Here is a 23,293-nt window from a genome sequence, read left to right on the forward strand (position 1 = left end):
GCAGGTTTCACGACTGCTTCGCAGCCGAACGGGGGCAAGCCCCCTCGCCACAAAAGCCTCTAGCCACAGGTATGTGCCCACTCAAGATTTGTTGGTGGATTGGGACAAAAAGGAAATGGATGCCATGGACAGTTACATCCGCTGGTTTCAACGCTTCATCTGGATAGGCATCGTGATGAACATGGTCTTCGCGATTCCGGCGCTGTTCGTGCCGGCGTTGCTGACCTCGATGCTCGGGATGCCGCCGCAACTCTCCGATCCTTGGCTGGAGAACGCCGGCATGTTGCTGGTGGGGATCAGCCTGTTTTACATGCCGTCAGGCTTCAACGCGCGCAAATACGTCGTGCATTCGTGGTTGTGCGTGTTGTCGCGACTGGTTGCCGTGGCGTTCTGGATCTACCTGATCAACACCAGCAACCAGGCCCAGGTGTTTGTGCCGATGCTGCTGGGCGATCTGAGCATGTTCCTGATCCTCGGGATTCTGCTGTACCTGGGCAGCGCGCCGGCCAATCGGCCCTGGGCGCTGCTTCGCGACGGCTGGCGTGAGTGGCGCGCAGCCTGGGCGCGACGCTGGCAGCGGCACAGCTTCAAGGTCGCCACACTGGTCGTGGTACTGGCATTGGGGTTTATCGGCTACGAAACCTGGTATCAGATGCTGCGGGTGGTACCGGCGGAGCAATACGCCTCCGACGAAGACCACTACAAATATGCCGCCATCGGCCTGGGCATCGAAGCGCGGATTCCCTATTACCTGTTCGCCGTTTTGCCGCAGATGTGCCCGGAAAAAATGCCGAAGCCCGGCGGCTACGAAGTCTTCGGTTTCCTCTACGAAAACGGCAAGGACCTGCCCATCGGCATGGCCAAGCGGCAGATCGGCTACCCGACCGTGGAGCCCAACTGCGCCCTGTGCCACACCGGCTCCTACCGGGCCAATGCCAGCGATGTCGCCATCCCGGTGGCCTCCGCGCCGGCCAATACCCTGCAACTGCAGGCCTTTCAGTGGTTCGCCTACGATTGCGCGAGCGACCCGAAATTCACCACCGACGCGGTGATGACCGCGATCAACAGCAAGTTCCAGCTCGGTTTTTTCGAGCGCCTGTACAACCGTTATCTGATCATCCCGATGGCCACGAGCGCACTGGTCAAGCAGAAGCAAGCCTATGCCTGGCAGCAACTGCGCGCACCGCAGGGTCCGGGGCGCACCGACACCTTCAACCCGACGAAAATGGTGGTGTTCGGCTTCCCGGATGACTCGACCATCGGCACCGTCGATTTGCCGCAGGTCTGGAACCAGAAACCCCGGGAGTCGCTGTACCTGCACTGGGACGGCAACAACAACGACATCCATGAGCGCAACTACGCGGCGGCCATGGCCGTTGGCGCGACGCCGGAGTCTGTGCTGCCGGACAGTTTCAACCGGGTGACCAATTGGTTGCTGGGCCACAAGGCGCCGGCCTGGCCGTTCGCGCTGGATCAGGCCAAGGTCGCCCGGGGCAAGCCGGTCTGGGAAAACAACTGCGCCGGTTGCCATGATTTCGGCCGCACCGACACCGGCCAGGTCACCACCAACATCGATGAACTGGGCACCGATCCCCATCGGCTGAACTCGTTCACCAGCGGTTTAGTGACAGCCTTCCACGGCTTCAAGAAAGCGCCGTTCGACTTTGGCGCCTACCGCAAGACCCAGAGCTACAGCAACACGCCCACCGACGGCATCTGGTTGCGTGCGCCGTACTTGCACAACGGTTCGGTGCCGACCCTGTGGGATTTGCTGCAACCACCGGAAAAAAGGCCGCTGGTGTTCTTCACCGGTTCCGACATTTACGACCAGGACAAGGTCGGCTTTGTCACCAGTGGCGAGCAAATGAAAGCCTCGGTGGACTTCAAATACGACACGCGCCTGGAGGGCAACCACAACGGTGGCCACCTGTACGGCACGCAGCTGTCGGAACTCGATAAACGAGCGCTCATCGAGTACATGAAAACCCTGTGATTCCACTACGGATGGAGGTAAACGACATGTCATTGGTCAGTCATTGGGAACACGAGTACGACAAGGTCAAGCTGCGCCTGCATGGCTTGTTCACCCGCCTGGAAATGGCCTGGAAGAAGCTCGTCAGCGAGCTTGAACCGCAGGAGTACCAGGCCATCGTCGCGCTACTGCAACGGGGGCACGATCAGGCGCAATACGTGCTCAAGCACGGCGACTTGCCGGACGATCAACCGAGTGTGCCGTGGGAGTTGGCCCATGGCTTGTCGATCCTGCACATTGGTAATGCCAGCCCCTTGCCGCAATCGGTGGACGAGCTGCAAACCCGGGTACTCAAGGACGGCAGCCTGCTCGGTTGTCGCAAATGGGAGCTGCTGGATCTGTTGTGGAGCGAGGCGCTACTGAAGTGGATCGAGAACCTGCGGCATCACGCGCCGTTCGCCACCAACCCGGCGCTGATGCGCATGGACAGTGACGTGACGCTGGCCATTGCCGGTGACTGGGGCACCGGGCCGTTCGACAGCCATGCCCCGGCGGTGGCGGTGGCCAGCCAGATGCAACTGGCCCAGGCCGACTTCACCATCCATTTGGGGGATGTGTATTACGCCGGCACCCGCTCCCAGGAAGACGTCGACATGGTCGGCTGGCCCATGGGCAAGCAAGGCTCGTTCACCCTCAACTCCAACCACGAGATGTACAGCGGTGCCCATGGCTACTTCAAGGAACTGGCCAAGCGTTTTCCGGCGCAGCAGGGCACCAGTTATTTTGCGTTATACAACGATGACTGGCTGGTGATCGGGCTCGACACGGCTTATGCCTCGGATCCGATTAACCTGTACATGGACGGTGCGCTGAACAAGCAGCAGATCGTCTGGATGAAAGACCTGCCCCAACGCAAGAAGATCATGGTGCTCAGTCACCATCAGGGCTTCGACATTACCGGGCACGACAAGACCGCGTTGTATAAGCCGGTGTGCGATGCCTTGGGACGCGAGCCGGATTACTGGTATTGGGGGCACTTGCACAATGGCATCTGCTACGCCACTCAAGGTGGCTTGCATGCGCGCTGCGCCGGGCATGGGGCGATTCCCTACGGCAATGCCAGTGAGCTGAACGGGCATTCGCGGGTGCTGTGGTCGGAAACGCAGAATGCGCGGGATGAGGCGTACCCTGATCGGGTGCTGAACGGTTATGTGAAGGTGCGGCTGGTGGGGGAGAACATCGAAGAGACGTTTATTGGCGAGGATGGGTCGGTGCGGTGGTCTTCAATTTAGCGGGGAAGGATCGTTCCCACGCGGAGCGTGGGAACGATCAGATCTTGATTAACCCTGAACCGGCACGCCTTTGAGGTATGGCGCAGGCTCGGCCCCAAGATTGTTCAGCAGGCGCTCGCTGTACCAGTCCACAAAGTTCACCACACCGAACTCATAGGTCTTGGAGTAAGGCCCAGGCTGGTAGGCAGTGGAGTTGATCCCGCGCTGGTTCTCTTCGGCCAGGCGACGGTCCTGGTCGTTGGTCGCATCCCAGACCTGGCGCATGCGCTCCACGTCGTAGTCCACGCCTTCGACTGCGTCCTTGTGCACGATCCACTTGGTGGTGACCATGGTTTCCTGAGCGCTGATTGGCCACACGGTGAACACGATGATGTGGTCGCCCATGCAGTGGTTCCACGAGTGCGGCAGGTGCAGGATGCGCATCGAGCCCAGGTCCGGGTTCTTGATACGGCCCATGAGTTTGGCGCAGCCCTGTTTACCGTCCATGGTCATCGACACGGTGCCCTTGAGCAGCGGCATGCGCACGATGCGGTTACGCAGGCCGAAACTGGCGTGGGCGTAAGGGATCTTCTCGGCTTCCCAGGCAGCGGCGGAAGCGGCTACGTGGTCCTTGAAGGCCTGGTCGGCACGCGGGTCGGTGACGTCGTCCCATTCCAACAGAGTTTTCAGCAGTTCCGGGTGCGACGCGTTGCAGTGGTAGCACTCGCGGTTGTTTTCCAGCACCAGTTTCCAGTTGGCCTTTTCCATCAAGTGTGGTTTGCACCGCCACCTTGGTGTTCTCCATGTCGTACGGTTCCATGTAATGGCTGAGCGTCGACAGGAAGTCATCAATGGCTGGCGGGTTTTCTGCCAGGCTGATGAAGATGTAACCGCCGGCGGTCTTCACGTTCACCGGCTTGAGGCCGTATTGCTTCATGTCGAAGTCGGCGCCCATTTCGGTGCCGGCGAACAGCAGGCGACCGTCCAGCTCGTAAGTCCACTGGTGGTAGTGGCAGACCAGTTTGGCGACCTTGCCTTTTTCACTGGTGCACAGCCGTGAACCACGGTGACGGCAGACGTTGTGGAACGCATGGACCACGCCATCGGCGCCACGAATCACGATGATCGGGTTCTTGCCGACTTGCAGGGTCAGGTAGTTGCCCTTGGTCGGGATCTCGCAGGTCATGCCGGCGATCAACCACTCTTTCTGGAAGATTTCCTGCATGTCGATATCAAACAGCCGCTCGTCAGAGTAAAACGGCTGCGGCAGCGAGAAAGTGCGCTCGCGCTCTTGCAGCATCTGCGCGGTGGCCTTGCGTGCGGGTTCCAGTGGATCGCCCAGGCTCAGGGTAGTGGTGACGTCCATCATTTAATCCTCAAGGCCATTCTGTGTGGCCGGCGAAAGTGGCTATGTGGCCGGTGTAGCGGGGTTGGGCGGGCAGGTCCGGCGCATGAAGTCCTGATCCTGCGTTGCCGCTCCTCCCCATAGCTAGCTATGAGTCGTCGCGGCGCCTTGGCTCAGAACTTCACGCATCCGAACCTGCTCCACCCAACCCCGCTACACCGGCCACCGGTTTGCTACGCAAGGTGTAAAGGTTGTGTCTTGGTATGGGGCGAGTGTGGGGCCGGCGCGCACCAGAACCTTATCCATGGGCGACATGGCCCAATCTGTTCCCGACGCGCAACCCCCGGTAATTGGGGGCTGGTCGCGATAAGTATGTGAATGTCGCAGATAGGTAAATGGCGGGGCTGCGCTATACGCAGAATCGCCAACATAGAGGCCGGTAGTCGGCCGTGGAGATCAGCATGTCCAATAGTTTCCTGAATCCGGTAACCACCCAGACCTGGGCCAATGGTCGGCACATCGTCCGTTGCGTCAAAGTCATCCAGGAAACCTGGGATGTGCGCACCTTCTGCTTTATGGCCGACCAGCCGATCCTGTTCTTCTTCAAACCCGGGCAGTTCGTCACCCTGGAGCTGGAAATCGACGGCGTGCCGATCATGCGCTCCTACACCATTTCCAGTTCGCCGTCGGTGCCGTACAGCTTTTCGGTGACCATCAAGCGCGTGCCGGGGGGCAAGGTCTCCAACTGGCTGCACGACACCCTGCACGAAGGCCAGGAGCTGGCGGTGCACGGGCCGGTCGGGCTGTTCAACGCCATGGACTTCCCGGCGCCGAAAGTGCTCTACCTCAGCGGCGGCGTCGGCATCACGCCATGCATGTCCATGGCCCGCTGGTTCTATGACACCAACGGCAATGTCGACATGGTGTTTATCCACAGCGCCCGCTCGCCCAAAGACATCATTTACCACCGCGAGCTGGAACACATGGCGTCGCGGATCGATAACTTCAGCCTGCACCTGATCTGCGAGAAGCACGGTCTGGGCGAGCCGTGGGCCGGTTATCGCGGTTACCTGAATCACAAGATGCTCGAATTGATGGCGCCGGACTTCCTCGATCGTGAAGTCTTCTGCTGTGGCCCGACCCCGTACATGAATGCGGTCAAGCGCATGCTCGAGGCGGCGGGTTTCGACATGAAGCGTTATCACGAAGAATCCTTCGGCGCGACGCCGCCGGAAGCCCGTGCTGACGCGGTGGAACAAGCCGAACAAGCAGCGGACGCGCCGGAAGTCGACGCGGCGGATCTGCACCAGGTGGAATTCACTGCCTCCGGCAAGAGCATCCGCGTGGCCCCGGGCGAAACCGTCCACGCCGCTGCCGCCAAACTTGGCCTGATGATCCCCAAGGCCTGCGGCATGGGCATCTGCGGCACCTGCAAGGTGATGAAGCTTGCCGGCGAAGTGGAAATGGAGCACAACGGCGGGATTACCGAGGAAGACGAAGCCGAAGGGTTCATCCTGTCATGCTGCAGTGTGCCGAAGGGTGACGTGCGGATTGAGTATTGATCGGTCGAGATGATCGTTGAATAACCTCTGCAGGAGCTGCTGAAGGCTGCTCCTGCAGAGGGCATGCTTCAATCAATCGACAAACAGATCTGGCATCAGTTGGTCGGTGGAATCAGGCGCAAACCGATACCCTTCAAAATCCGTCACCCCATGCTCGCCCAAAATCTCCTCATCGATCAGCAGCCGCCCGGTAATGCTGCGACCGCTGCTGTTCAGAATCGCATAGGCGGCATCCGCCATGATCGCCGGCGTGCGGGCATGTTTGAAAGACTCGCGCGACCCTAGTTGAAACTCGATGGCGGCCGTGGCGATCATCGTCTGCGGCCACAGGGAATTGACGCTGATGCCATAGGCGGCGAATTCCTCGCTCATGCCCAGGGTCAGCATGCTCATGCCGTACTTGGTGACGGTGTAGGGGCTGTATTGGGCAAACCACTTGGTCGCAAGGTTCAGCGGCGGCGACAGGTTGAGGATGTGGCCAGCGGTTTTTTTCAGATAGGGCAAGGCGGCCTGGCTGCACAGCAGCACGGCGCGGGTGTTGATCTGGTGCATCAGGTCGAAGCGCTTGAGTTCGATGTGTTGCACGCCGGTCAGCTTGATCGCCCCGGCATTGTTGACCAGCGCGTCGATGCCACCGAAATGTTCGCAGGCGTCAGCCATCGCGTGGCGCACAATGGCTTCATCGCGCACATCCACCTCCAGTGCCAGCGCCTTACCGCCCGCAGCTTCGACTTCCGCCGCCACGCTGAAGATGGTGCCGGGCAGTTTGGGGTGAGGGGCGGCGCTTTTCGCGGCAATCACGATGTTGGCCCCATCGCGCGCGGCCCGCAGCGCAATCTCACGACCAATCCCGCGACTGGCGCCGGTGATGAACAGGGTTTTGCCTTGTAGTGACATGCGTACGCTCCTGATCGTTGTTATCTGAGCGGAGGCTCGACAAACAATGTAGACCAAGTCAGTGGCGCAGGAGGAAGGGGGAGCGTGCAAGCCTGTGGTGAGGGAGCAAGCTCCCTCGCCACAAAAGTTGGTGGGGTGTCAGGCTGCCATTACGTGCCGAATATCTGTGGCCAACTCCCGCACGCGCTCTTCTTCGGTGTCCCAGGAGCACATGAACCGCGCGCCGCCGTTGCCGATGAAGGTGTAGAAGCGCCAGCCCTTGGCTGTCAGTGCGGCAATGGCCGGTTCCGACAGTTGCAGGAACACGCCGTTGGCCTGCACCGGGAACATCAGCTCCACGCCAGGAATGTCGCTCACCAGCTCGGCCAGCAACTGCGCGCAATGGTTGGCGTGGCGGGCGTATTTGAGCCAGGCGTCGTTTTCCAGAATCCCGACCCAGGGGGCTGAGAGAAAACGCATTTTCGACGCCAGTTGCCCGGCCTGTTTGCAGCGGTAGTCGAAGTCTTCAGCCAGTGTGTGGTTGAAGAACAGGATCGCCTCGCCCACCGCCATACCGTTCTTGGTGCCGCCGAAGCACAACACGTCCACCCCGGCTTTCCAGGTCAGGTCGGCTGGCGAGCAGCCCAGGTATGCACAGGCATTGGAGAAACGTGCGCCGTCCATGTGCAGGTTCAGGCCCAGTTCTTTACAAGTGACGCTGATGGCGCGGATTTCTTCCGGGGTGTACACGCTGCCGACTTCAGTGGCCTGGGTCAGGGTGACGACGCGCGGTTTGGGGTAGTGAATGTCCTGGCGCTTGAGGGCGATTTCGCGGATCGATTCCGGCGTCAGCTTGCCGTTTTCGGTACGGGCGATGAGCAGTTTTGAGCCGTTGGAGAAAAACTCCGGCGCGCCGCATTCGTCGGTTTCGACGTGGGCGGTTTCCGAGCAGATCACGCTGTGGTAACTCTGGCACAACGATGACAGGGCCAACGAGTTGGCCGCTGTGCCGTTGAAGGCGAAGAACACTTCGCAGTCGGTTTCGAACAGTTTGCGGAAATCGTCGGACGCGCGTGCGGTCCACTCATCGTCGCCGTAAGCACGTTGGTGGCCGTGGTTGGCCTGTTCCATGGCGGCCCAGGCTTCAGGGCAGATACCGGAATAGTTGTCGCTGGCGAATTGTTGGCTCTTATCGGTCATGGCCGGCTTCCGTGGTCGAGGCTCTTATGGTGAAGAGCATCGTGGTCAATGATGGTGCGCACTTTACCGAAGATCGTCCGGGGAGCACACGGGATGATGCTGTCAGAAAAATACAAAGACGACGGGCAATTATGCACATGACTCCAAGGGATGGGGCACTGGATCTGCTCAAGTGGCTGGCGCTACTGAGTATGGTGCTCGATCACCTGCGATATGTCGGTTACTCCATCGATCTGCTGTATGTGCCGGGCAGATTGGCGTTCCCGTGGTTCTGCCTGGCGATGGCGGCGAACTTGTCGCGGGCACAGGCAGTAACGACCGACGGCCAATGGCGCTACCTCGGTTGGTTGTTGCTGTTTAGTGCCCTGAGCGAAATTCCCTACCGGTTATACATCCCTGACCACGACACCTTGAACGTGTTGCCCACGCTTACCCTCGGTTTATTGGTGGCCCGGGGCTGGCAGCACGAGGCAGTTCAGTCGCGACTGTTGGCGGCGGCTGCCTTGTTGCTGGCGGCACTGTTCCCGCAGCGACTGATGTTCGGTTTCTTCGGCGTGCTGTTGCCGCTGGCGATGCTGCTGGTGATCAGGCGTCCCTGGTATTTCAGCCTGCTGCCGGGGTTGGTGTGCCTGGCGGCCAATCAGTGGCAAGTGCTGTATTCCGCTGCCCGGTTCGGCAGCGGTGCGGCGATCCTCGGCATTGCCGTTTGTCTGATTGCGCCATTGTCGGGCCTGCTGCTATTGCGACATGCCCAAGGCATCCAGCCACCGCCGATGCGCCGCTGGGCTTATGCACTTTATCCCGGGCATTTCCTCGCACTTCTGGCTTTGCGCCAACTCATCGCCTGACCCCCGTCCTCTGTGGCGAGGGAGCTTGCTCCCGCTGGGCTGCGCAGCAGACCCAAACCCAGCGCATGCGGTTAGCCAGTTAGATCGAATTTGTCGGTTTTACGACGGCTTCGCAGTCGAGCGGGAGCAAGCTCCCTCGCCACAGGGAGGTTCGTCCCGTCACCCATTTCGGCCCATGTCGTAAACGCACCTTTGCGTGGCGTCCATAGGCATTTGACCTGTCTGCGCCGGTCATACCATCGCATCCAAAGGGCACTGCCGTAACGCCAGTGCCTTACCGAGACGAATGGCGCATAGATGCCGCTGGGAGAGACGCGATGTTCAGCAAGCAAGACCAGATCAAAGGTTACGACGATGCACTGCTGGCGGCGATGAATGCCGAGGAGCAACGCCAGGAAGATCACATCGAGCTGATCGCGTCAGAGAACTACACCAGCAAGCGCGTGATGGAAGCGCAAGGCAGCGGCCTGACCAACAAATACGCCGAAGGCTATCCGGGCAAGCGCTACTACGGTGGCTGCGAGCACGTCGACAAGGTCGAAGCCCTGGCCATCGAACGCGCCAAGCAACTGTTCGGTGCCGATTACGCCAACGTTCAGCCGCACTCCGGTTCTTCGGCCAACAGCGCCGTGTACCTGGCCCTGCTGCAAGCCGGCGACACCATCCTGGGCATGAGCCTGGCCCATGGCGGCCACCTGACTCACGGCGCCAAGGTGTCGTCCTCGGGCAAACTGTACAACGCCGTGCAGTACGGCATCGACACCAAGACCGGGCTGATTGACTACGACGAAGTTGAGCGCCTGGCCGTTGAATGCAAGCCGAAGATGATCGTCGCCGGGTTCTCTGCCTACTCCAAGACCCTCGACTTCCCACGCTTCCGTCAGATCGCCGACAAGGTCGGTGCGCTGCTGTTCGTCGACATGGCTCACGTTGCCGGTCTGGTCGCTGCTGGCCTGTACCCCAATCCGCTGCCTTACGCTGACGTAGTGACCACCACCACCCACAAGACCCTGCGCGGTCCGCGTGGTGGCCTGATCCTGGCCAAGGCCAACGAAGAAATCGAGAAGAAACTCAACGCTGCCGTGTTCCCCGGTGCCCAGGGCGGCCCGCTGATGCACGTCATCGCCGGTAAAGCCGTGTGCTTCAAGGAAGCGCTGGAGCCTGGCTTCAAGGTTTACCAGCAACAAGTGATCGACAACGCCCAGGCCATGGCCGGCGTATTTATCAAACGCGGCTACGATGTAGTGTCCGGCGGTACCGATAACCACCTGTTCCTGGTCAGCCTGATCCGTCAGGGCCTCACCGGCAAAGAGGCGGACGCTGCACTCGGTCGCGCCCACATCACCGTGAACAAGAACGCTGTGCCGAACGATCCACAGTCGCCGTTCGTGACCTCCGGCCTGCGTATCGGCACCCCGGCGGTGACCACTCGCGGCTTCAAGGTTGCCCAGTGCACGGAACTGGCCGGCTGGATCTGCGACATCCTCGACAACCTCGGCGACGCCGATGTCGAGGCCAATGTCGCCAAGCATGTGGCAGCCCTGTGCGCGGACTTCCCGGTTTATCGCTGAGCGCGGTTTTGGAGTAAATGACTATGCAACGCTATTCGGGCTTCGGCCTCTTCAAACACTCCCTCAGCCATCATGAAAACTGGCAGAAGATGTGGCGCACGCCGACCCCGAAAAAGGTCTATGACGTGGTCATCGTCGGCGGTGGCGGGCACGGTCTGGCGACCGCCTACTACCTGGCCAAGGAACATGGCATCACCAACGTGGCCGTGGTCGAGAAAGGCTGGCTGGGCGGCGGTAACACCGCGCGCAACACCACCATCGTGCGCTCCAACTACCTGTGGGACGAGTCGGCTCACTTGTACGAACACGCCATGAAACTGTGGGAAGGCCTGTCCCAGGACCTGAACTACAACGTGATGTTCTCCCAGCGTGGCGTCTACAACCTGTGCCACACCCTGCAGGACATTCGTGATTCCGAGCGTCGGGTCAGCGCCAACCGCCTCAACGGCGTGGACGGTGAACTGCTCGATGCCAAACAAGTAGCCGACGAGATTCCGTACCTCGACTGCTCGAAAAACACTCGCTACCCGGTGATGGGCGCAACCGTCCAGCGTCGCGGCGGCGTGGCCCGTCACGATGCCGTGGCGTGGGGCTTTGCCCGTGCCGCCGACGCCTTGGGCGTGGACCTGATCCAGCAGACCGAAGTGATCGGTTTCCGCAAGGAAAACGGCGTGTGTATCGGTGTTGAAACCAACAAGGGCTTCATCGGCGCCAAGCGCGTCGGCGTGGTGACTGCCGGTAACTCCGGGCACATGGCCAAACTCGCCGGTTTCCGTCTGCCGATCGAATCTCATCCGCTGCAAGCGCTGGTGTCCGAGCCGATCAAGCCGATTATCGACAGCGTGATCATGTCCAACGCCGTACACGGTTACATCAGCCAGTCCGACAAGGGCGACCTGGTGATCGGCGCCGGTATCGACGGCTACAACGGCTACGGCCAGCGTGGTTCGTACCCGGTGATCGAACACACCATTCAGGCCATCGTCGAGATGTTCCCGGTGCTGTCGCGCGTACGCATGAACCGTCAGTGGGGCGGCATCGTCGACACCACCCCGGACGCGTGCCCGATCATCTCGAAAACCCCGGTACCGAACATGTTCTTCAACTGCGGTTGGGGCACCGGTGGCTTCAAGGCCACACCTGGCTCGGGCAACGTGTTTGCCGCCAGCCTGGCCAAGGGTGAAATGCACCCATTGGCTGCACCTTTCTCCATCGACCGTTTCCATAGCGGTGCGTTGATCGACGAACACGGCGCTGCAGCAGTCGCCCACTAACAGGAGAAATCCCTATGTTGCATATCTTCTGTCCTCACTGTGGCGAACTGCGCTCCGAAGAGGAATTCCATGCATCCGGCCAGGCGCACATCCCGCGCCCACTGGACCCGAACAGCTGCACCGACGAGGAGTGGGGCGACTACATGTTCTTCCGCGACAACCCTCGCGGTCTGCACCACGAGCTGTGGGATCACGTCGCCGGTTGCCATCAGTACTTCAACGTCACCCGTGACACCGTGACCTACGAGATTCTCGAAACCTACAAGATCGGCACCAAGCCGCAGTTCACCGACAAGACCGACAGCCCGAAAGCGGCCGCCACGGCTCTGGGAGAGAAGGTATGAGCCAGATCAATCGCCTGTCCAACGGCGGACGCATCGACCGCAACAAAGTGCTGAGCTTCACCTTCAACGGCCAGGTCTACAAAGGCTTTGAAGGCGATTCCCTGGCTGCAGCGTTGCTGGCCAACGGTGTCGACATCATCGGCCGCAGCTTCAAGTACTCGCGTCCACGCGGCATCTTCGCCGCCGGCGCCGAAGAGCCGAACGCTGTGCTGCAGATCGGTGCGACCGAAGCCACGCAGATCCCGAACGTACGCGCCACGCAACAAGCGCTGTATCAAGGCCTGGTTGCCACCAGCACCAACGGCTGGCCAAGCGTGAACAACGACATGATGGGGATTCTCGGCAAGGTCGGCGGCAAGCTGATGCCGCCGGGCTTCTACTACAAAACCTTCATGTACCCGCAATCGTTCTGGATGACTTACGAGAAGTACATTCGTAAGGCAGCAGGTCTTGGCCGTTCGCCGACCGAGAACGATCCGGACACCTACGACTACATGAACCAGCACTGCGACGTGCTGATCGTCGGCGCTGGCCCTGCGGGTCTGGCGGCTGCACTGGCGGCTGCCCGTAGCGGTGCGCGTGTGATCCTGGCCGATGAGCAGGAAGAGTTTGGCGGCAGCCTGCTCGATTCCCGCGAAAGCCTCGACGGCAAGCCTGCCACCGAGTGGGTCGCCAGCGTCATCGCAGAACTGAAAAACACCCCGGACGTGCTGCTGTTGCCGCGCGCCACGGTCAACGGTTACCACGACCATAACTTCCTGACCATTCACGAGCGCCTCACCGATCACCTCGGTGACCGTGCCCCGATTGGCCAGGTGCGTCAGCGCATCCACCGGGTTCGCGCCAAGCGTGTGGTGCTGGCGACCGGCGCTCATGAGCGTCCACTGGTTTACGGCAACAACGACGTGCCGGGCAACATGCTCGCCGGCGCTGTGTCGACTTATGTACGTCGCTACGGCGTGGCACCGGGCAAGAAACTGGTGCTGTCGACCAACAACGACCACGCCTACCGCGTTGCCCTGGACTGGCTCGACGCCAGCCTGCAAGTGGTGGCCATCGCCGACGCCCGCAGCAACCCGCGCGGTGCGCTGGTGGAAGAAGCGCGCGCCAAAGGCATCCGCATCCTGACCGGCAGCGCCGTGATCGAGGCCCGTGGCAGCAAGCACGTGACCGCCGCTCGTGTTGCCGCGATTGATGTAAAAGCACACACCGTGACCAGTCCGGGCGAGTGGCTCGATTGCGACCTGGTCGCCAGTTCCGGCGGTTACAGCCCAGTGGTTCACCTGGCGTCGCACCTGGGTGGCAAGCCGATCTGGCGTGAAGATATCCTCGGTTTCGTACCGGGCGAAGCACCGCAAAAACGCGTATGCGTCGGTGGCATCAATGGCGTCTACAGCCTCGGCGATTCGCTGGCCGATGGTTTTGAAGGCGGTGCTCGCGCTGCCAGCGAAGCCGGTTTCGGCAAGGTCGAAGGCGTACTGCCCAAAGCCCTGAGCCGTCTGGAAGAGCCGACTTTGGCGCTGTTCCAGGTGCCTCACGAAAAAGCCACTGCCCGTGCGCCGAAGCAATTCGTCGACCTGCAGAACGACGTCACCGCTGCCGCCATCGAACTGGCGACCCGCGAAGGCTTCGAGTCGGTCGAGCACGTCAAACGCTACACCGCATTGGGCTTCGGCACCGATCAGGGCAAGCTCGGCAACGTCAACGGCCTGGCCATTGCCGCCCGTTCGTTGAACGTGACCATCCCGCAGATGGGCACCACCATGTTCCGTCCGAACTACACGCCGGTGACTTTCGGCGCCGTGGCCGGCCGTCACTGTGGGCACATCTTCGAGCCGGTGCGTTTCACCGCGCTGCATCACTGGCACGTGAAGAACGGTGCTGAATTCGAAGACGTCGGTCAGTGGAAACGTCCTTGGTACTTCCCGAAAAACGGTGAAGACCTGCACGCTGCGGTAAAACGCGAATGCAAAGCCGTGCGCGACAGCGTCGGCCTGCTGGACGCTTCGACCCTGGGCAAGATCGACATCCAGGGCCCGGATTCGCGCGAGTTCCTCAACCGCATCTACACCAACGCCTGGACCAAGCTCGACGTGGGCAAGGCCCGTTACGGCCTGATGTGTAAAGAAGACGGCATGGTGTTCGACGACGGCGTGACCGCATGCCTGGCCGACAACCATTTCGTGATGACCACCACCACCGGCGGCGCTGCACGCGTGCTGCAATGGCTGGAAATCTACCACCAGACCGAATGGCCAGACCTGAAGGTGTACTTCACTTCCGTGACGGATCATTGGGCAACCATGACCCTGTCCGGGCCGAACAGCCGCAAGCTGCTCAGCGAAGTCACCGACGCCGATCTGGGCAACGATGCCTTCCCGTTCATGACCTGGAAAGAAGCCCTGGTCGGTGGCGTACCGGCGCGGATATTCCGGATTTCGTTTACCGGTGAGCTGTCGTACGAAGTCAACGTGCAGGCCGACTACGCCATGGGCGTGCTCGAGAAAATCGTCGAGGCCGGCAAGAAATACAACCTGACCCCGTACGGCACCGAAACCATGCACGTACTGCGGGCCGAGAAGGGCTTCATCATCGTCGGTCAGGACACTGACAGCTCGATGACCCCGGACGACCTGAACATGGGCTGGTGTGTCGGTCGCACCAAACCGTTCTCGTGGATCGGCTGGCGTGGCATGAACCGCGAAGACTGCGTGCGTGATCAACGCAAACAATTGGTTGGTCTGAAGCCGATCGATCCGACCAAGTGGCTGCCCGAAGGTGCGCAACTGGTGTTCAACACCAAGCAAACCATCCCGATGACCATGGTCGGTCACGTGACTTCCAGTTACCTGCACAACTCCCTGGGCTATTCGTTTGCCATGGGCGTGGTGAAAGGCGGCTTGAAGCGCATGGGTGAGCGGGTGTTCGCACCGCTGGCCGACGGCAGCGTGATCGAGGCGGAAATCGTTTCTTCGGTGTTCTTCGATCCGAAAGGCGATCGCCAGAACGTCTAACACCACAGTACCTGTGGGAGCGTGGCTTGCCCGCGATGAACGATAACGCGGTGCCTCAGGCAGACCGAGTTGCTCCCATCGCGGGCAAGCCCGCTCCCACAGGGATACGAATACAGGAAAGGTGCTTTATGACCGCAGCCAATGTTTACCAACAACGCCCAACCACTGGGGCCAAGGCCGAGTCGTCGCTGCATCATGCCGACCTCGCCAGCCTGGTGGGCAAGGGTCGCAAGAACGCCGGTGTGATCGTGCGTGAGAAAAAACTCCTCGGTCACCTGACCATTCGTGGCGATGGCCACGACGCGGCGTTCGCCGCTGGCGTGCACAAGGCCCTTGGCCTGGAATTGCCGCCTGCGCTGACCGTGGTCATCAAAGGCGAAACCAGCCTGCAATGGATGGGGCCGGATGAATGGCTGCTGATCGTCCCGACCGGTGAAGAATTCGCCGCCGAGAAAAAACTCCGTGAAGCGCTGGGCGACCTGCACATCCAGATCGTCAACGTCAGCGGTGGCCAGCAGATCCTCGAACTCAGCGGCCCGAACGTACGCCAGGTGCTGATGAAGTCCACCAGCTACGACGTGCACCCCAACAACTTCCCGGTGGGCAAGGCTGTCGGCACGGTGTTCGCCAAGTCGCAACTGATGATCCGCCACACCGCCGAAGACACTTGGGAACTGCTGATTCGTCGCAGCTTCTCGGATTACTGGTGGTTGTGGTTGCAGGATGCGGCCGCCGAATACGGCCTTAGCGTTCAGGCGTAACGATCGTTCCCATCTGTGGTGAGGGAGCTTTTGTGGCGAGGGGGCTTGCCCCCGTTGGGCTGCGAAGCGGCCCTAAAACCTCAGAACGCGGTTTGTCAGGCAGATTGAGTTGACTGGTTTACGACGGCTTCGCCGCCGAACGGGGGCAAGCCCCCTCGCCACAGGCAAGCCCCTTTCCACAAGGTCATCGCCAGTCTTCGCAGTCGTGTAGGTATTTTCGAACAGGAGTCACCGCACTATGAGCCGCGCCCCAGACACATGGATTCTGACCGCCGATTGCCCAAGCGTCCTCGGCACCGTGGATGCGGTGACCCGCTTTCTGTTCGAGCAGGGCTGCTACGTCACCGAGCACCATTCTTTCGATGACCGGCTCTCGGGCCGTTTCTTCATTCGCGTGGAATTCCGTCAGCCCGACGGTTTCGACGAACAAGCTTTTCGTGCAGGTCTGGCGGAACGTGGTGATGCCTTCGGGATGGTCTTTGAACTGACCCCGCCGCATCACCGGCCAAAAGTGGTGATCATGGTGTCCAAGGCCGATCACTGCCTCAACGACTTGCTCTACCGCCAGCGCATCGGTCAGTTGTCGATGGACGTGGTCGCCGTGGTCTCCAACCACCCGGACCTCAAGCCGTTGGCCGACTGGCATCAGATTCCGTACTACCATTTTCCGCTGGACCCGAACGACAAGCCGTCCCAGGAGCGTCAGGTCTGGCAGGTGATCGAAGAGGCCGGCGCCGAACTGGTGATTCTTGCCCGCTACATGCAGGTCCTGTCGCCAGAGCTGTGCCGCAAGCTCGATGGCAAGGCGATCAATATCCACCACTCCCTGCTGCCGGGTTTCAAGGGCGCCAAGCCGTATCACCAGGCCTACAACAAAGGCGTGAAACTGGTCGGCGCTACGGCGCATTACATCAACAACGACCTGGATGAAGGCCCGATCATCGCCCAGGGCGTGGAGGCTGTGGATCACAGCCACTATCCCGAAGACTTGATCGCCAAGGGGCGTGATATCGAAGGGCTGACCCTGGCGCGGGCCGTGGGTTATCACATTGAAAGACGCGTGTTCCTTAACGCTAACAGGACAGTTGTTCTCTAGCGTTTTCACTGCCTGAAAAGATCGCATGGCTCTGTAGGAGCTGCCGAAGGCGGCGATCTTTTGATTTACCGAGCAATCAACGCGCCGCCGCTTCCTGGCGACGCGACCGCTACATAAAAACAACAGCGAGGTGAAAGCATGTCTGGTAATCGTGGTGTGGTGTATCTCGGCGCTGGCAAGGTCGAAGTACAGAAAATCGACTATCCCAAAATGCAGGACCCGCGCGGCAGGAAGATCGAGCACGGTGTCATCCTGCGCGTAGTTTCCACCAACATCTGTGGTTCCGATCAGCACATGGTGCGCGGTCGCACCACCGCTCAGACCGGTCTGGTGCTGGGCCACGAGATCACGGGTGAAGTGATCGAGAAGGGCAGCGGTGTCGAGAACCTGCAGATCGGCGACTTGGTGTCGGTTCCTTTCAACGTTGCCTGTGGCCGTTGCCGTTCGTGCAAAGAGCAACATACTGGCGTCTGCCTGAGCGTTAACCCGGCGCGTCCGGGCGGTGCCTATGGTTATGTCGACATGGGTGACTGGACCGGTGGCCAAGCCGAATACGCGTTTGTGCCGTATGCCGACTTCAACCTGCTGAAACTTCCAGATCGCGACCGGGCCATGGAAAAAATCCGTGACCTGACCTGCCTCTCCGACATCCTGCCCACCGGTTACCACGGCGCAGTGACTGCCGGCGTTGGCCCTGGCAGCACCGTGTACATCGCCGGGGCCGGCCCGGTTGGCCTGGCAGCTGCCGCTTCCGCTCGCCTGCTGGGTGCTGCGGTGGTGATCATCGGTGACGTCAACCCGATCCGCCTGGCCCATGCCAAGGCTCAGGGTTTCGAAATCGCCGACCTGTCGACAGACACCCCACTGCACGAACAAATCGCTGCACTGTTGGGCGAACCGGAAGTGGACTGCGCCGTCGATGCCGTAGGCTTCGAAGCTCGCGGTCACGGCCATGCCGGCGTGAAGCACGAGGCTCCGGCCACCGTACTCAACTCGCTGATGGGCGTGGTTCGCGTCGCTGGCAAAATCGGTATTCCTGGCCTGTACGTCACCGAAGATCCGGGTGCAGTGGATGCTGCCGCGAAAATGGGCAGCCTGAGCATTCGCTTCGGTCTGGGCTGGGCCAAATCCCACAGCTTCCACACTGGCCAGACCCCGGTGATGAAGTACAACCGCCAACTGATGCAAGCCATCATGTGGGACCGCATCAAGATTGCCGACATCGTGGGTGTCGAAGTCATCAGCCTCGACGACGCCCCGCGTGGTTACGGCGAGTTCGATGCGGGCGTGCCGAAGAAGTTTGTGATCGATCCGCACAAGTTGTTCAGCGCGGCGTAAGGCCTGGAGCAAGACGGAAAAAAGGGCGACAGTGATGTCGCCCTTTTTTTATGGCGAGTGGCACCAGAACCAAAGCGCAGCCGGTTCGGTCGTACCGTTCGTCGGTCGCGTCTCAGGAGGCGCGTTTTATAGGCGCCACCTGAGGAAAAATGCCCACGCAGACGAGGAACATGCTGGCGTACACCCGGTCCAATCAGCAGTTTTGCCGCCCCCCCGTTACCGGGCGGTTTTTCATGGCACAAGAGGATGTCTGGATGAACGTTTCACGCGGTTTTGCACTGGCATCGCTCATGGCTGTCGCTTCGTTGACGACGCTGGCCGCCAGCCCGGCCTTTGCACAGTTAAGCCTCAGCGATGCGGTCAAGGCGGTGTCGACGATGCAGGACGACGAGGATGTCGAGGGTGTCGAGGCCGATGATGTCGATGGCATCGTGGCGGCGGCGCCCAAGGCGGCCGGTTTGCTCAATACCCTGGGTTCGCAGCTCGACATCACCCCGGAGCAGGCCATCGGCGGTGCCGGTGCGATGCTGGGGCTGGCGAGGAATCAGCTCAGCGGCCAGGACTTCTCCGAACTGAGCAAAACCGTGCCGGGCCTCGCTCAGATCGCCGGCAACAGCGCGATCAGTGGTCTGACTGGCTTGGGTGGGCTGCTCGGCGCGGGCTCGGACAAGAATGCGTTGCTCGATGGCTTGCTGGGTAACGTCAAGGACACCAAGGACCTGAACAACGCCTTCAGCGCCTTGGGCATGGACACCGGGATGGTCGGCGTGTTTGCCCCGGTGATCCTGCAATACCTCGGTCAGCAAGGCGTTGCCGGTTCGTTGTTGCAAAACCTCGGCGGGATCTGGGGCACAGGCGCCGGTAGCTGAGTCAGCCCTCGGCGCGCAGTGCCTTGATGCGCCGGTCCTTCTCGATCCAGAGCTGGTTCACCCAGTTCTGGACGTATTCGCGAAACACCGGATCGTTTTCGTAATCGCCTTGCCACAGCGCCGGGTCCAGTTCCCGCGTCTGGATATCGATGATCACCTTGGGCACGTTACCGCTGATTAAATCCCAGAACCCCGGAATCTTCTGCTGCGGATACACCACCGTCACATCGAGAATGGCATCCAGCTGTTCGCCCATCGCCGCCAGCACGAACGCCACGCCGCCAGCCTTGGGCTTGAGCAGGTGGGTGAACGGTGATTGCTGTTGGGCGCTTTTCGCCGTGGTGTAGCGGGTGCCTTCCAGGTAATTGACCACCGTCACCGGTTGGCGCTTGTACAACTCACAGGCTTGTTTGGTAATCTCCAGGTCCTTGCCGGCCAGCTCCGGGTTCTTTGCCAGAAATGCCTTGGTGTAGCGCTTCATGAATGGATAGTCCAACGCCCACCAGGCCAGGCCCAGGAACGGCACCCAGATCAGTTCTTTCTTGAGAAAAAATTTGAAGAACGGCGTGCGCCGGTTAAGCGTCTGGATCAGTGCCGGGATATCGACCCAGGATTGATGGTTGCCGATCACCAGATACGAGGTGTCGCCGCGCAAATCATCGCCACCGCGGATGTCCCATTGGGTGGGAATGCACAGATGGAAAATCAGTTTGTCGATCTCGGCCCAGGTTTCGGCAATCCACATCACTGCCCATGAGGCATCATCGCGAAAACGCCCGGGCAGGATCAGTTTGAGCAATGCGAACACCATCAAAGGCCCGAACAGGACCAAGGTGTTGAGCAATAGCAGCAGGGTAACGAAACAGCCGGTGAGCAGGCGGCGCATAGGTCACTCTTGAAAGCGTGTGGGCGCGCCATGATAAGCAGCTTCGCACGGCAGGCCAAATCGCTGACGACGAATGTTTCACGTTCGCCTGGTTATGCTTCCAGCGGTACGAGATCCCCTGTGGCGAGGGAGCTTGCTCCCGCTGGGCTGCGAAGCAGCCCCAAAACCCTTCAGGTACACCGCATGGACCATTTACGACTGCTACGCAGCCGAACGGGAGCAAGCTCCCTCGCCACAAAGGTTTGTGGTGGTCCAACTATCGTGGTTTTTTGCGGTCTAGAATTCGGTCATTGCGCCTCAATTCCTCAAGGAAGCCCATTACGTGAAATCTCTCCTTGCACTGCTTTCCCTCGTGGCCCTGCCGGTCCTGGCTGCTGAGCCAACCCTGTACGGGCGCTACGAATACATCGCGCTGCCGGAAATCGGCGGCGAAGTCCTCAAGGCCAAAATGGACACTGGCGCCCTGACCGCGTCGCTGTCGGCCAAAGACATCGAAACCTTCACCCGCGACGGCGACGAATGGGTGCGTTTCCGCCTCGCCACCAAAGGCGCGAGCAACAAGGTCTACGAACACAAGGTCGCGCGGATCAGCAAGATCAAGACCCGCTCCGAAGAAGACGAGGATGACAAGGAAGTGATCGAGCCCACCAAGCGTCCGGTGGTCGATCTGGAACTGTGCCTGGGCAACGTCAAGCGCACGGTAGAGGTCAACCTGACCGACCGCAGCAGCTTCAATTACCCGTTGCTGATCGGCGCCAAAGCGCTGCGTGAATTCGGCGCGGCGGTTAACCCGGCACGACGCTTCACGGCAGACAAGCCCGACTGCTGATTGACGGCGAATCAGCCTTGGGGCACCGTTCGGCAACTTAACTTCCGGGCTCGGACGCCATGCCTCATATCCTGATTGTCGAAGACGAAGCGGCGATTGCCGACACCCTGATTTTCGCCTTGCAGGGCGAGGGCTTTACCACCACCTGGTTGAGCCTTGGCGCGGCGGCGCTCGAACATCAGCGCGCCACGCCGGCTGACTTGATCATTCTCGACATCGGCCTGCCGGATATCAGTGGCTTCGAGACCTGCAAGCAGTTGCGGCGTTTCAGCGAAGTGCCGGTGATCTTTCTCAGTGCCCGTGACGCCGAGATCGACCGCGTGGTGGGTCTGGAGATCGGCGCCGACGACTACGTGGTCAAACCGTTCAGCCCCCGGGAAGTGGCGGCGCGGGTCCGGGCGATTCTCAAGCGCATGGCGCCACGTCCGGTGGCGGAGGTGGCGTCAGCGCTGTTTCGCATCGACAGCGAACGGGTGCAGATCAGCTATCGCAACCAGCCGCTGAGCCTGACTCGCCATGAGTTTCGTTTGCTGCAATGCCTGCTGGAACAACCCGAGCGAGTCTTCAGCCGCGAGCAATTGCTCGATGCGTTGGGTGTGGCCGCCGACGCGGGCTATGAGCGCAGCATCGACAGCCACATCAAAAGCGTGCGCGCCAAGTTGCGCCAGGTAAAAGCCGACGCCGAGCCGATCCAGACTCATCGCGGCCTCGGTTACAGCTACAGCCCGGGGCACAGCTGATGTCACTGGGGATCCGGATTTTTCTGGTCTACGTGCTGTTCATCGGCCTGACCGGCTACTTCGTGCTCAACACCGTGATGGAAGAAATCCGCCCCGGTGTGCGCCAATCCACCGAAGAAACGTTGGTGGACACCGCCAACCTGATGGCCGAGATCCTGCGCGATGACTTCAAGGCCGGCACCCTCAGCCAGAACCGCTGGCCCGAGCTGCTCAAGGCTTACGGGTGAACGGCAGCCGAAGGCGAATATCTGGGGAATGCCGAAGAATCAGGTCAACCACCGGATTTACGTGACCGATGCCAAGGGCATCGTGGTGCTGGATTCCAGCGGCATCGCGGTGGGCCAGGACTACTCGCGCTGGAACGACGTCTACCTGACCCTGCGCGGCGAGTACGGCGCACGTTCGACGCGCAGCAACCCGGATGATTCGAATTCGTCGGTGATGCATGTCGGGGCGCCGATTCGCGACAACGGCCAGATAATCGGCGTGGTGACGGTGGCCAAGCCCAATAGCTCGCTGCAGCCTTACGTTGATCGCACCGAGCGGCGATTGCTGGCTTATGGCGCCGGGCTGGTCGGCCTCGGTTTGCTGTTCGGTGCGCTGTTGTCGTGGTGGCTGAGCGCGGCGCTGCGGAGGTTGACGGCGTATGCCCAGGCAGTCAGCGAAGGGCGGCGGGTCGAGGTGCCGCATTATCGTGGCGGCGAGCTGGAGCAACTGGCCACGGCGCTGGAACAGATGCGCACCCAGCTTGAGGGCAAAGCCTACGTCGAGCGTTATGTGCACACCCTGACCCATGAATTGAAAAGCCCGCTGGCAGCGATTCGTGGTGCGGCGGAGTTACTGCAAGGCGAGATGCCGCCGGCCCAGCGGCAGCGCTTTGTCAGCAACATCGACAGCGAAAGTGCGCGCATGCAGCAGTTGATCGAACGACTGTTGAACCTGGCGCAAGTAGAACAGCGTCAAGGCCTGGAAGAGCGGGTGGCGGTGCCGCTGGCGGGTTTGATGGAAGAACTGTTGAATGCGCAGGCTGCGCGAATCGAAGGCAAGCAGTTGCACGTGGAGCAGCGGATTGCAGCGGATCTGAATCTGCTCGGCGAACCGTTTCTGTTGCGCCAGGCGCTGGGCAATCTGCTGGAGAATGCCTTGGACTTCACCCCGGCGCAGGGTGTACTGCGCTTGAGTGCCGAACGAGTCGGTGAACACATTGAATTCAGGATATTCAACCAGGCCGAGGCGATTCCCGACTATGCATTGCCGCGTTTGAGCGAGCGTTTCTACTCGCTGCCACGTCCGGACAGTGGGCGTAAAAGTACCGGGTTGGGGCTTAACTTCGTTGAAGAGGTGGTCAAGCTGCATGGTGGCGCGATGAGCATCGGGAATGTCGACGGGGGCGTTGAAGTCATATTGTGCTTGCCTTAGGACCGAGTCGCGATGGGGCCGGCCAAGTCTCCACATAATCCCCACATTTCTCCCATAAAACCCTCACACACCCATCCC

General features: G+C 60.7%; 17 protein-coding genes and 2 pseudogenes. 15 read left to right on the forward strand and 4 right to left on the reverse strand.

All coding sequences use genetic code 11. From position 1 onward, the window contains the following. Window positions 1-124: 124 nt before the first annotated feature. Window positions 125-1,993, forward strand: coding sequence for a c-type cytochrome (locus ACZ9BB_RS26360; RefSeq protein ID WP_476217552.1), 1,869 nt, complete (start codon window positions 125-127; stop codon window positions 1,991-1,993). Window positions 1,994-2,019: 26 nt separating this feature from the next. Beyond that, a complete protein-coding gene (locus ACZ9BB_RS26365) occupies window positions 2,020-3,264 on the forward strand; it encodes a metallophosphoesterase family protein (RefSeq protein ID WP_476217554.1) in 1,245 nt (414 codons plus the stop codon). 48 nt (window positions 3,265-3,312) lie between these two features. On the opposite strand, the pseudogene gbcA reads toward ACZ9BB_RS26365, so the two are convergent. Then, a pseudogene (gene gbcA, locus ACZ9BB_RS26370) lies at window positions 3,313-4,609 on the reverse strand (glycine-betaine demethylase subunit GbcA). 440 nt (window positions 4,610-5,049) lie between these two features. On the opposite strand from gbcA, the gene gbcB reads away from it, so the two are divergent. Continuing rightward, complete coding sequence (gene gbcB, locus ACZ9BB_RS26375; RefSeq protein WP_476217556.1) at window positions 5,050-6,150, forward strand: glycine-betaine demethylase subunit GbcB; 1,101 nt, start codon at window positions 5,050-5,052, stop codon at window positions 6,148-6,150. A 72-nt stretch (window positions 6,151-6,222) separates the two neighbouring features. Here gbcB and ACZ9BB_RS26380 read toward each other — a convergent pair whose 3' ends face one another. Next, the gene (locus ACZ9BB_RS26380) at window positions 6,223-7,047 is read right to left on the reverse strand and encodes an SDR family oxidoreductase (RefSeq protein ID WP_476217558.1); all 825 of its coding nucleotides are present in this window, start codon (window positions 7,045-7,047) and stop codon (window positions 6,223-6,225) included. Between the two features lie 138 nt (window positions 7,048-7,185). Beyond that, entirely contained in the window at window positions 7,186-8,226 is a 1,041-nt protein-coding gene (locus ACZ9BB_RS26385; RefSeq protein WP_476217559.1) for a threonine aldolase family protein, read from the reverse strand. Between the two features lie 131 nt (window positions 8,227-8,357). Here ACZ9BB_RS26385 and ACZ9BB_RS26390 point away from each other — a divergent pair, with 131 nt between their 5' ends. The 9 genes from ACZ9BB_RS26390 (at window position 8,358) to ACZ9BB_RS26430 (ending at window position 19,341) form a co-directional block, all read left to right on the forward strand. Then, window positions 8,358-9,074: a TraX family protein gene (locus ACZ9BB_RS26390; RefSeq protein WP_476217561.1), complete on the forward strand. Its 717-nt coding sequence runs from the start codon at window positions 8,358-8,360 to the stop codon at window positions 9,072-9,074. Window positions 9,075-9,391: 317 nt separating this feature from the next. Next, window positions 9,392-10,645 carry a serine hydroxymethyltransferase gene (gene glyA / locus ACZ9BB_RS26395; protein ID WP_476217563.1) on the forward strand — a complete coding sequence of 418 codons (1,254 nt, stop codon included), beginning with the start codon at window positions 9,392-9,394 and terminating at the stop codon, window positions 10,643-10,645. A gap of 23 nt (window positions 10,646-10,668) precedes the next feature. Then, a complete protein-coding gene (locus ACZ9BB_RS26400) occupies window positions 10,669-11,919 on the forward strand; it encodes a sarcosine oxidase subunit beta (protein ID WP_007907561.1) in 1,251 nt (416 codons plus the stop codon). 14 nt (window positions 11,920-11,933) lie between these two features. Next, entirely contained in the window at window positions 11,934-12,263 is a 330-nt protein-coding gene (locus ACZ9BB_RS26405; protein WP_476217566.1) for a sarcosine oxidase subunit delta, read from the forward strand. Further along, the gene (locus tag ACZ9BB_RS26410; protein WP_476217568.1) at window positions 12,260-15,277 is read left to right on the forward strand and encodes a sarcosine oxidase subunit alpha; all 3,018 of its coding nucleotides are present in this window, start codon (window positions 12,260-12,262) and stop codon (window positions 15,275-15,277) included. The genes ACZ9BB_RS26405 and ACZ9BB_RS26410 overlap by 4 nt, the downstream gene beginning before the upstream one ends. A gap of 128 nt (window positions 15,278-15,405) precedes the next feature. After that, the gene (locus ACZ9BB_RS26415; RefSeq protein ID WP_476217570.1) at window positions 15,406-16,038 is read left to right on the forward strand and encodes a sarcosine oxidase subunit gamma; all 633 of its coding nucleotides are present in this window, start codon (window positions 15,406-15,408) and stop codon (window positions 16,036-16,038) included. A gap of 238 nt (window positions 16,039-16,276) precedes the next feature. Next, window positions 16,277-17,134, forward strand: a complete 858-nt coding sequence (gene purU / locus ACZ9BB_RS26420; RefSeq protein ID WP_095633662.1) for a formyltetrahydrofolate deformylase — start codon at window positions 16,277-16,279, stop codon at window positions 17,132-17,134. Between the two features lie 138 nt (window positions 17,135-17,272). After that, a complete protein-coding gene (fdhA, locus tag ACZ9BB_RS26425) occupies window positions 17,273-18,472 on the forward strand; it encodes a formaldehyde dehydrogenase, glutathione-independent (protein ID WP_008008145.1) in 1,200 nt (399 codons plus the stop codon). Window positions 18,473-18,726: 254 nt separating this feature from the next. After that, entirely contained in the window at window positions 18,727-19,341 is a 615-nt protein-coding gene (locus ACZ9BB_RS26430; RefSeq protein WP_476217573.1) for a DUF2780 domain-containing protein, read from the forward strand. Between the two features lies 1 nt (window position 19,342). Here ACZ9BB_RS26430 and ACZ9BB_RS26435 read toward each other — a convergent pair whose 3' ends face one another. Next, window positions 19,343-20,227: an acyltransferase gene (locus ACZ9BB_RS26435; protein WP_476217575.1), complete on the reverse strand. Its 885-nt coding sequence runs from the start codon at window positions 20,225-20,227 to the stop codon at window positions 19,343-19,345. 322 nt (window positions 20,228-20,549) lie between these two features. On the opposite strand from ACZ9BB_RS26435, the gene rloA2 reads away from it, so the two are divergent. From rloA2 to creC, 3 genes and pseudogenes are all read left to right on the forward strand, one after another. Then, window positions 20,550-21,056, forward strand: a complete 507-nt coding sequence (gene rloA2, locus ACZ9BB_RS26440; RefSeq protein WP_008008151.1) for a retropepsin-like aspartic peptidase RloA2 — start codon at window positions 20,550-20,552, stop codon at window positions 21,054-21,056. Window positions 21,057-21,115: 59 nt separating this feature from the next. Further along, complete coding sequence (gene creB, locus ACZ9BB_RS26445; protein WP_476217577.1) at window positions 21,116-21,796, forward strand: two-component system response regulator CreB; 681 nt, start codon at window positions 21,116-21,118, stop codon at window positions 21,794-21,796. Next, window positions 21,796-23,215: pseudogene (gene creC / locus ACZ9BB_RS26450) on the forward strand (two-component system sensor histidine kinase CreC). Before creB ends, creC begins: the two are co-directional and overlap by 1 nt. The last annotated feature ends 78 nt before the right edge of the window (window positions 23,216-23,293 follow it).

It is taken from the genome of Pseudomonas sp. TE3552, from assembly GCF_056278945.1.

Bases quoted from the DNA above. Each gene is read 5' to 3' on its own strand.
- ACZ9BB_RS26365 (WP_476217554.1), top strand. From the start codon at position 2,020: ATGTCATTGGTCAGTCATTGGGAACACGAGTACGACAAGGTCAAGCTG.
- creB (WP_476217577.1), top strand. From the start codon at position 21,116: ATGCCTCATATCCTGATTGTCGAAGACGAAGCGGCGATTGCCGACACC.
- ACZ9BB_RS26430 (WP_476217573.1), top strand. From the start codon at position 18,727: ATGAACGTTTCACGCGGTTTTGCACTGGCATCGCTCATGGCTGTCGCT.
- purU (WP_095633662.1), top strand. From the start codon at position 16,277: ATGAGCCGCGCCCCAGACACATGGATTCTGACCGCCGATTGCCCAAGC.
- gbcB (WP_476217556.1), top strand. From the start codon at position 5,050: ATGTCCAATAGTTTCCTGAATCCGGTAACCACCCAGACCTGGGCCAAT.
- glyA (WP_476217563.1), top strand. From the start codon at position 9,392: ATGTTCAGCAAGCAAGACCAGATCAAAGGTTACGACGATGCACTGCTG.
- fdhA (WP_008008145.1), top strand. From the start codon at position 17,273: ATGTCTGGTAATCGTGGTGTGGTGTATCTCGGCGCTGGCAAGGTCGAA.
- ACZ9BB_RS26410 (WP_476217568.1), top strand. From the start codon at position 12,260: ATGAGCCAGATCAATCGCCTGTCCAACGGCGGACGCATCGACCGCAAC.
- ACZ9BB_RS26435 (WP_476217575.1), bottom strand. From the start codon at position 20,227: ATGCGCCGCCTGCTCACCGGCTGTTTCGTTACCCTGCTGCTATTGCTC.
- ACZ9BB_RS26385 (WP_476217559.1), bottom strand. From the start codon at position 8,226: ATGACCGATAAGAGCCAACAATTCGCCAGCGACAACTATTCCGGTATC.
- ACZ9BB_RS26380 (WP_476217558.1), bottom strand. From the start codon at position 7,047: ATGTCACTACAAGGCAAAACCCTGTTCATCACCGGCGCCAGTCGCGGG.
- ACZ9BB_RS26415 (WP_476217570.1), top strand. From the start codon at position 15,406: ATGACCGCAGCCAATGTTTACCAACAACGCCCAACCACTGGGGCCAAG.
- ACZ9BB_RS26390 (WP_476217561.1), top strand. From the start codon at position 8,358: ATGCACATGACTCCAAGGGATGGGGCACTGGATCTGCTCAAGTGGCTG.
- ACZ9BB_RS26405 (WP_476217566.1), top strand. From the start codon at position 11,934: ATGTTGCATATCTTCTGTCCTCACTGTGGCGAACTGCGCTCCGAAGAG.
- ACZ9BB_RS26400 (WP_007907561.1), top strand. From the start codon at position 10,669: ATGCAACGCTATTCGGGCTTCGGCCTCTTCAAACACTCCCTCAGCCAT.
- ACZ9BB_RS26360 (WP_476217552.1), top strand. From the start codon at position 125: ATGGACAGTTACATCCGCTGGTTTCAACGCTTCATCTGGATAGGCATC.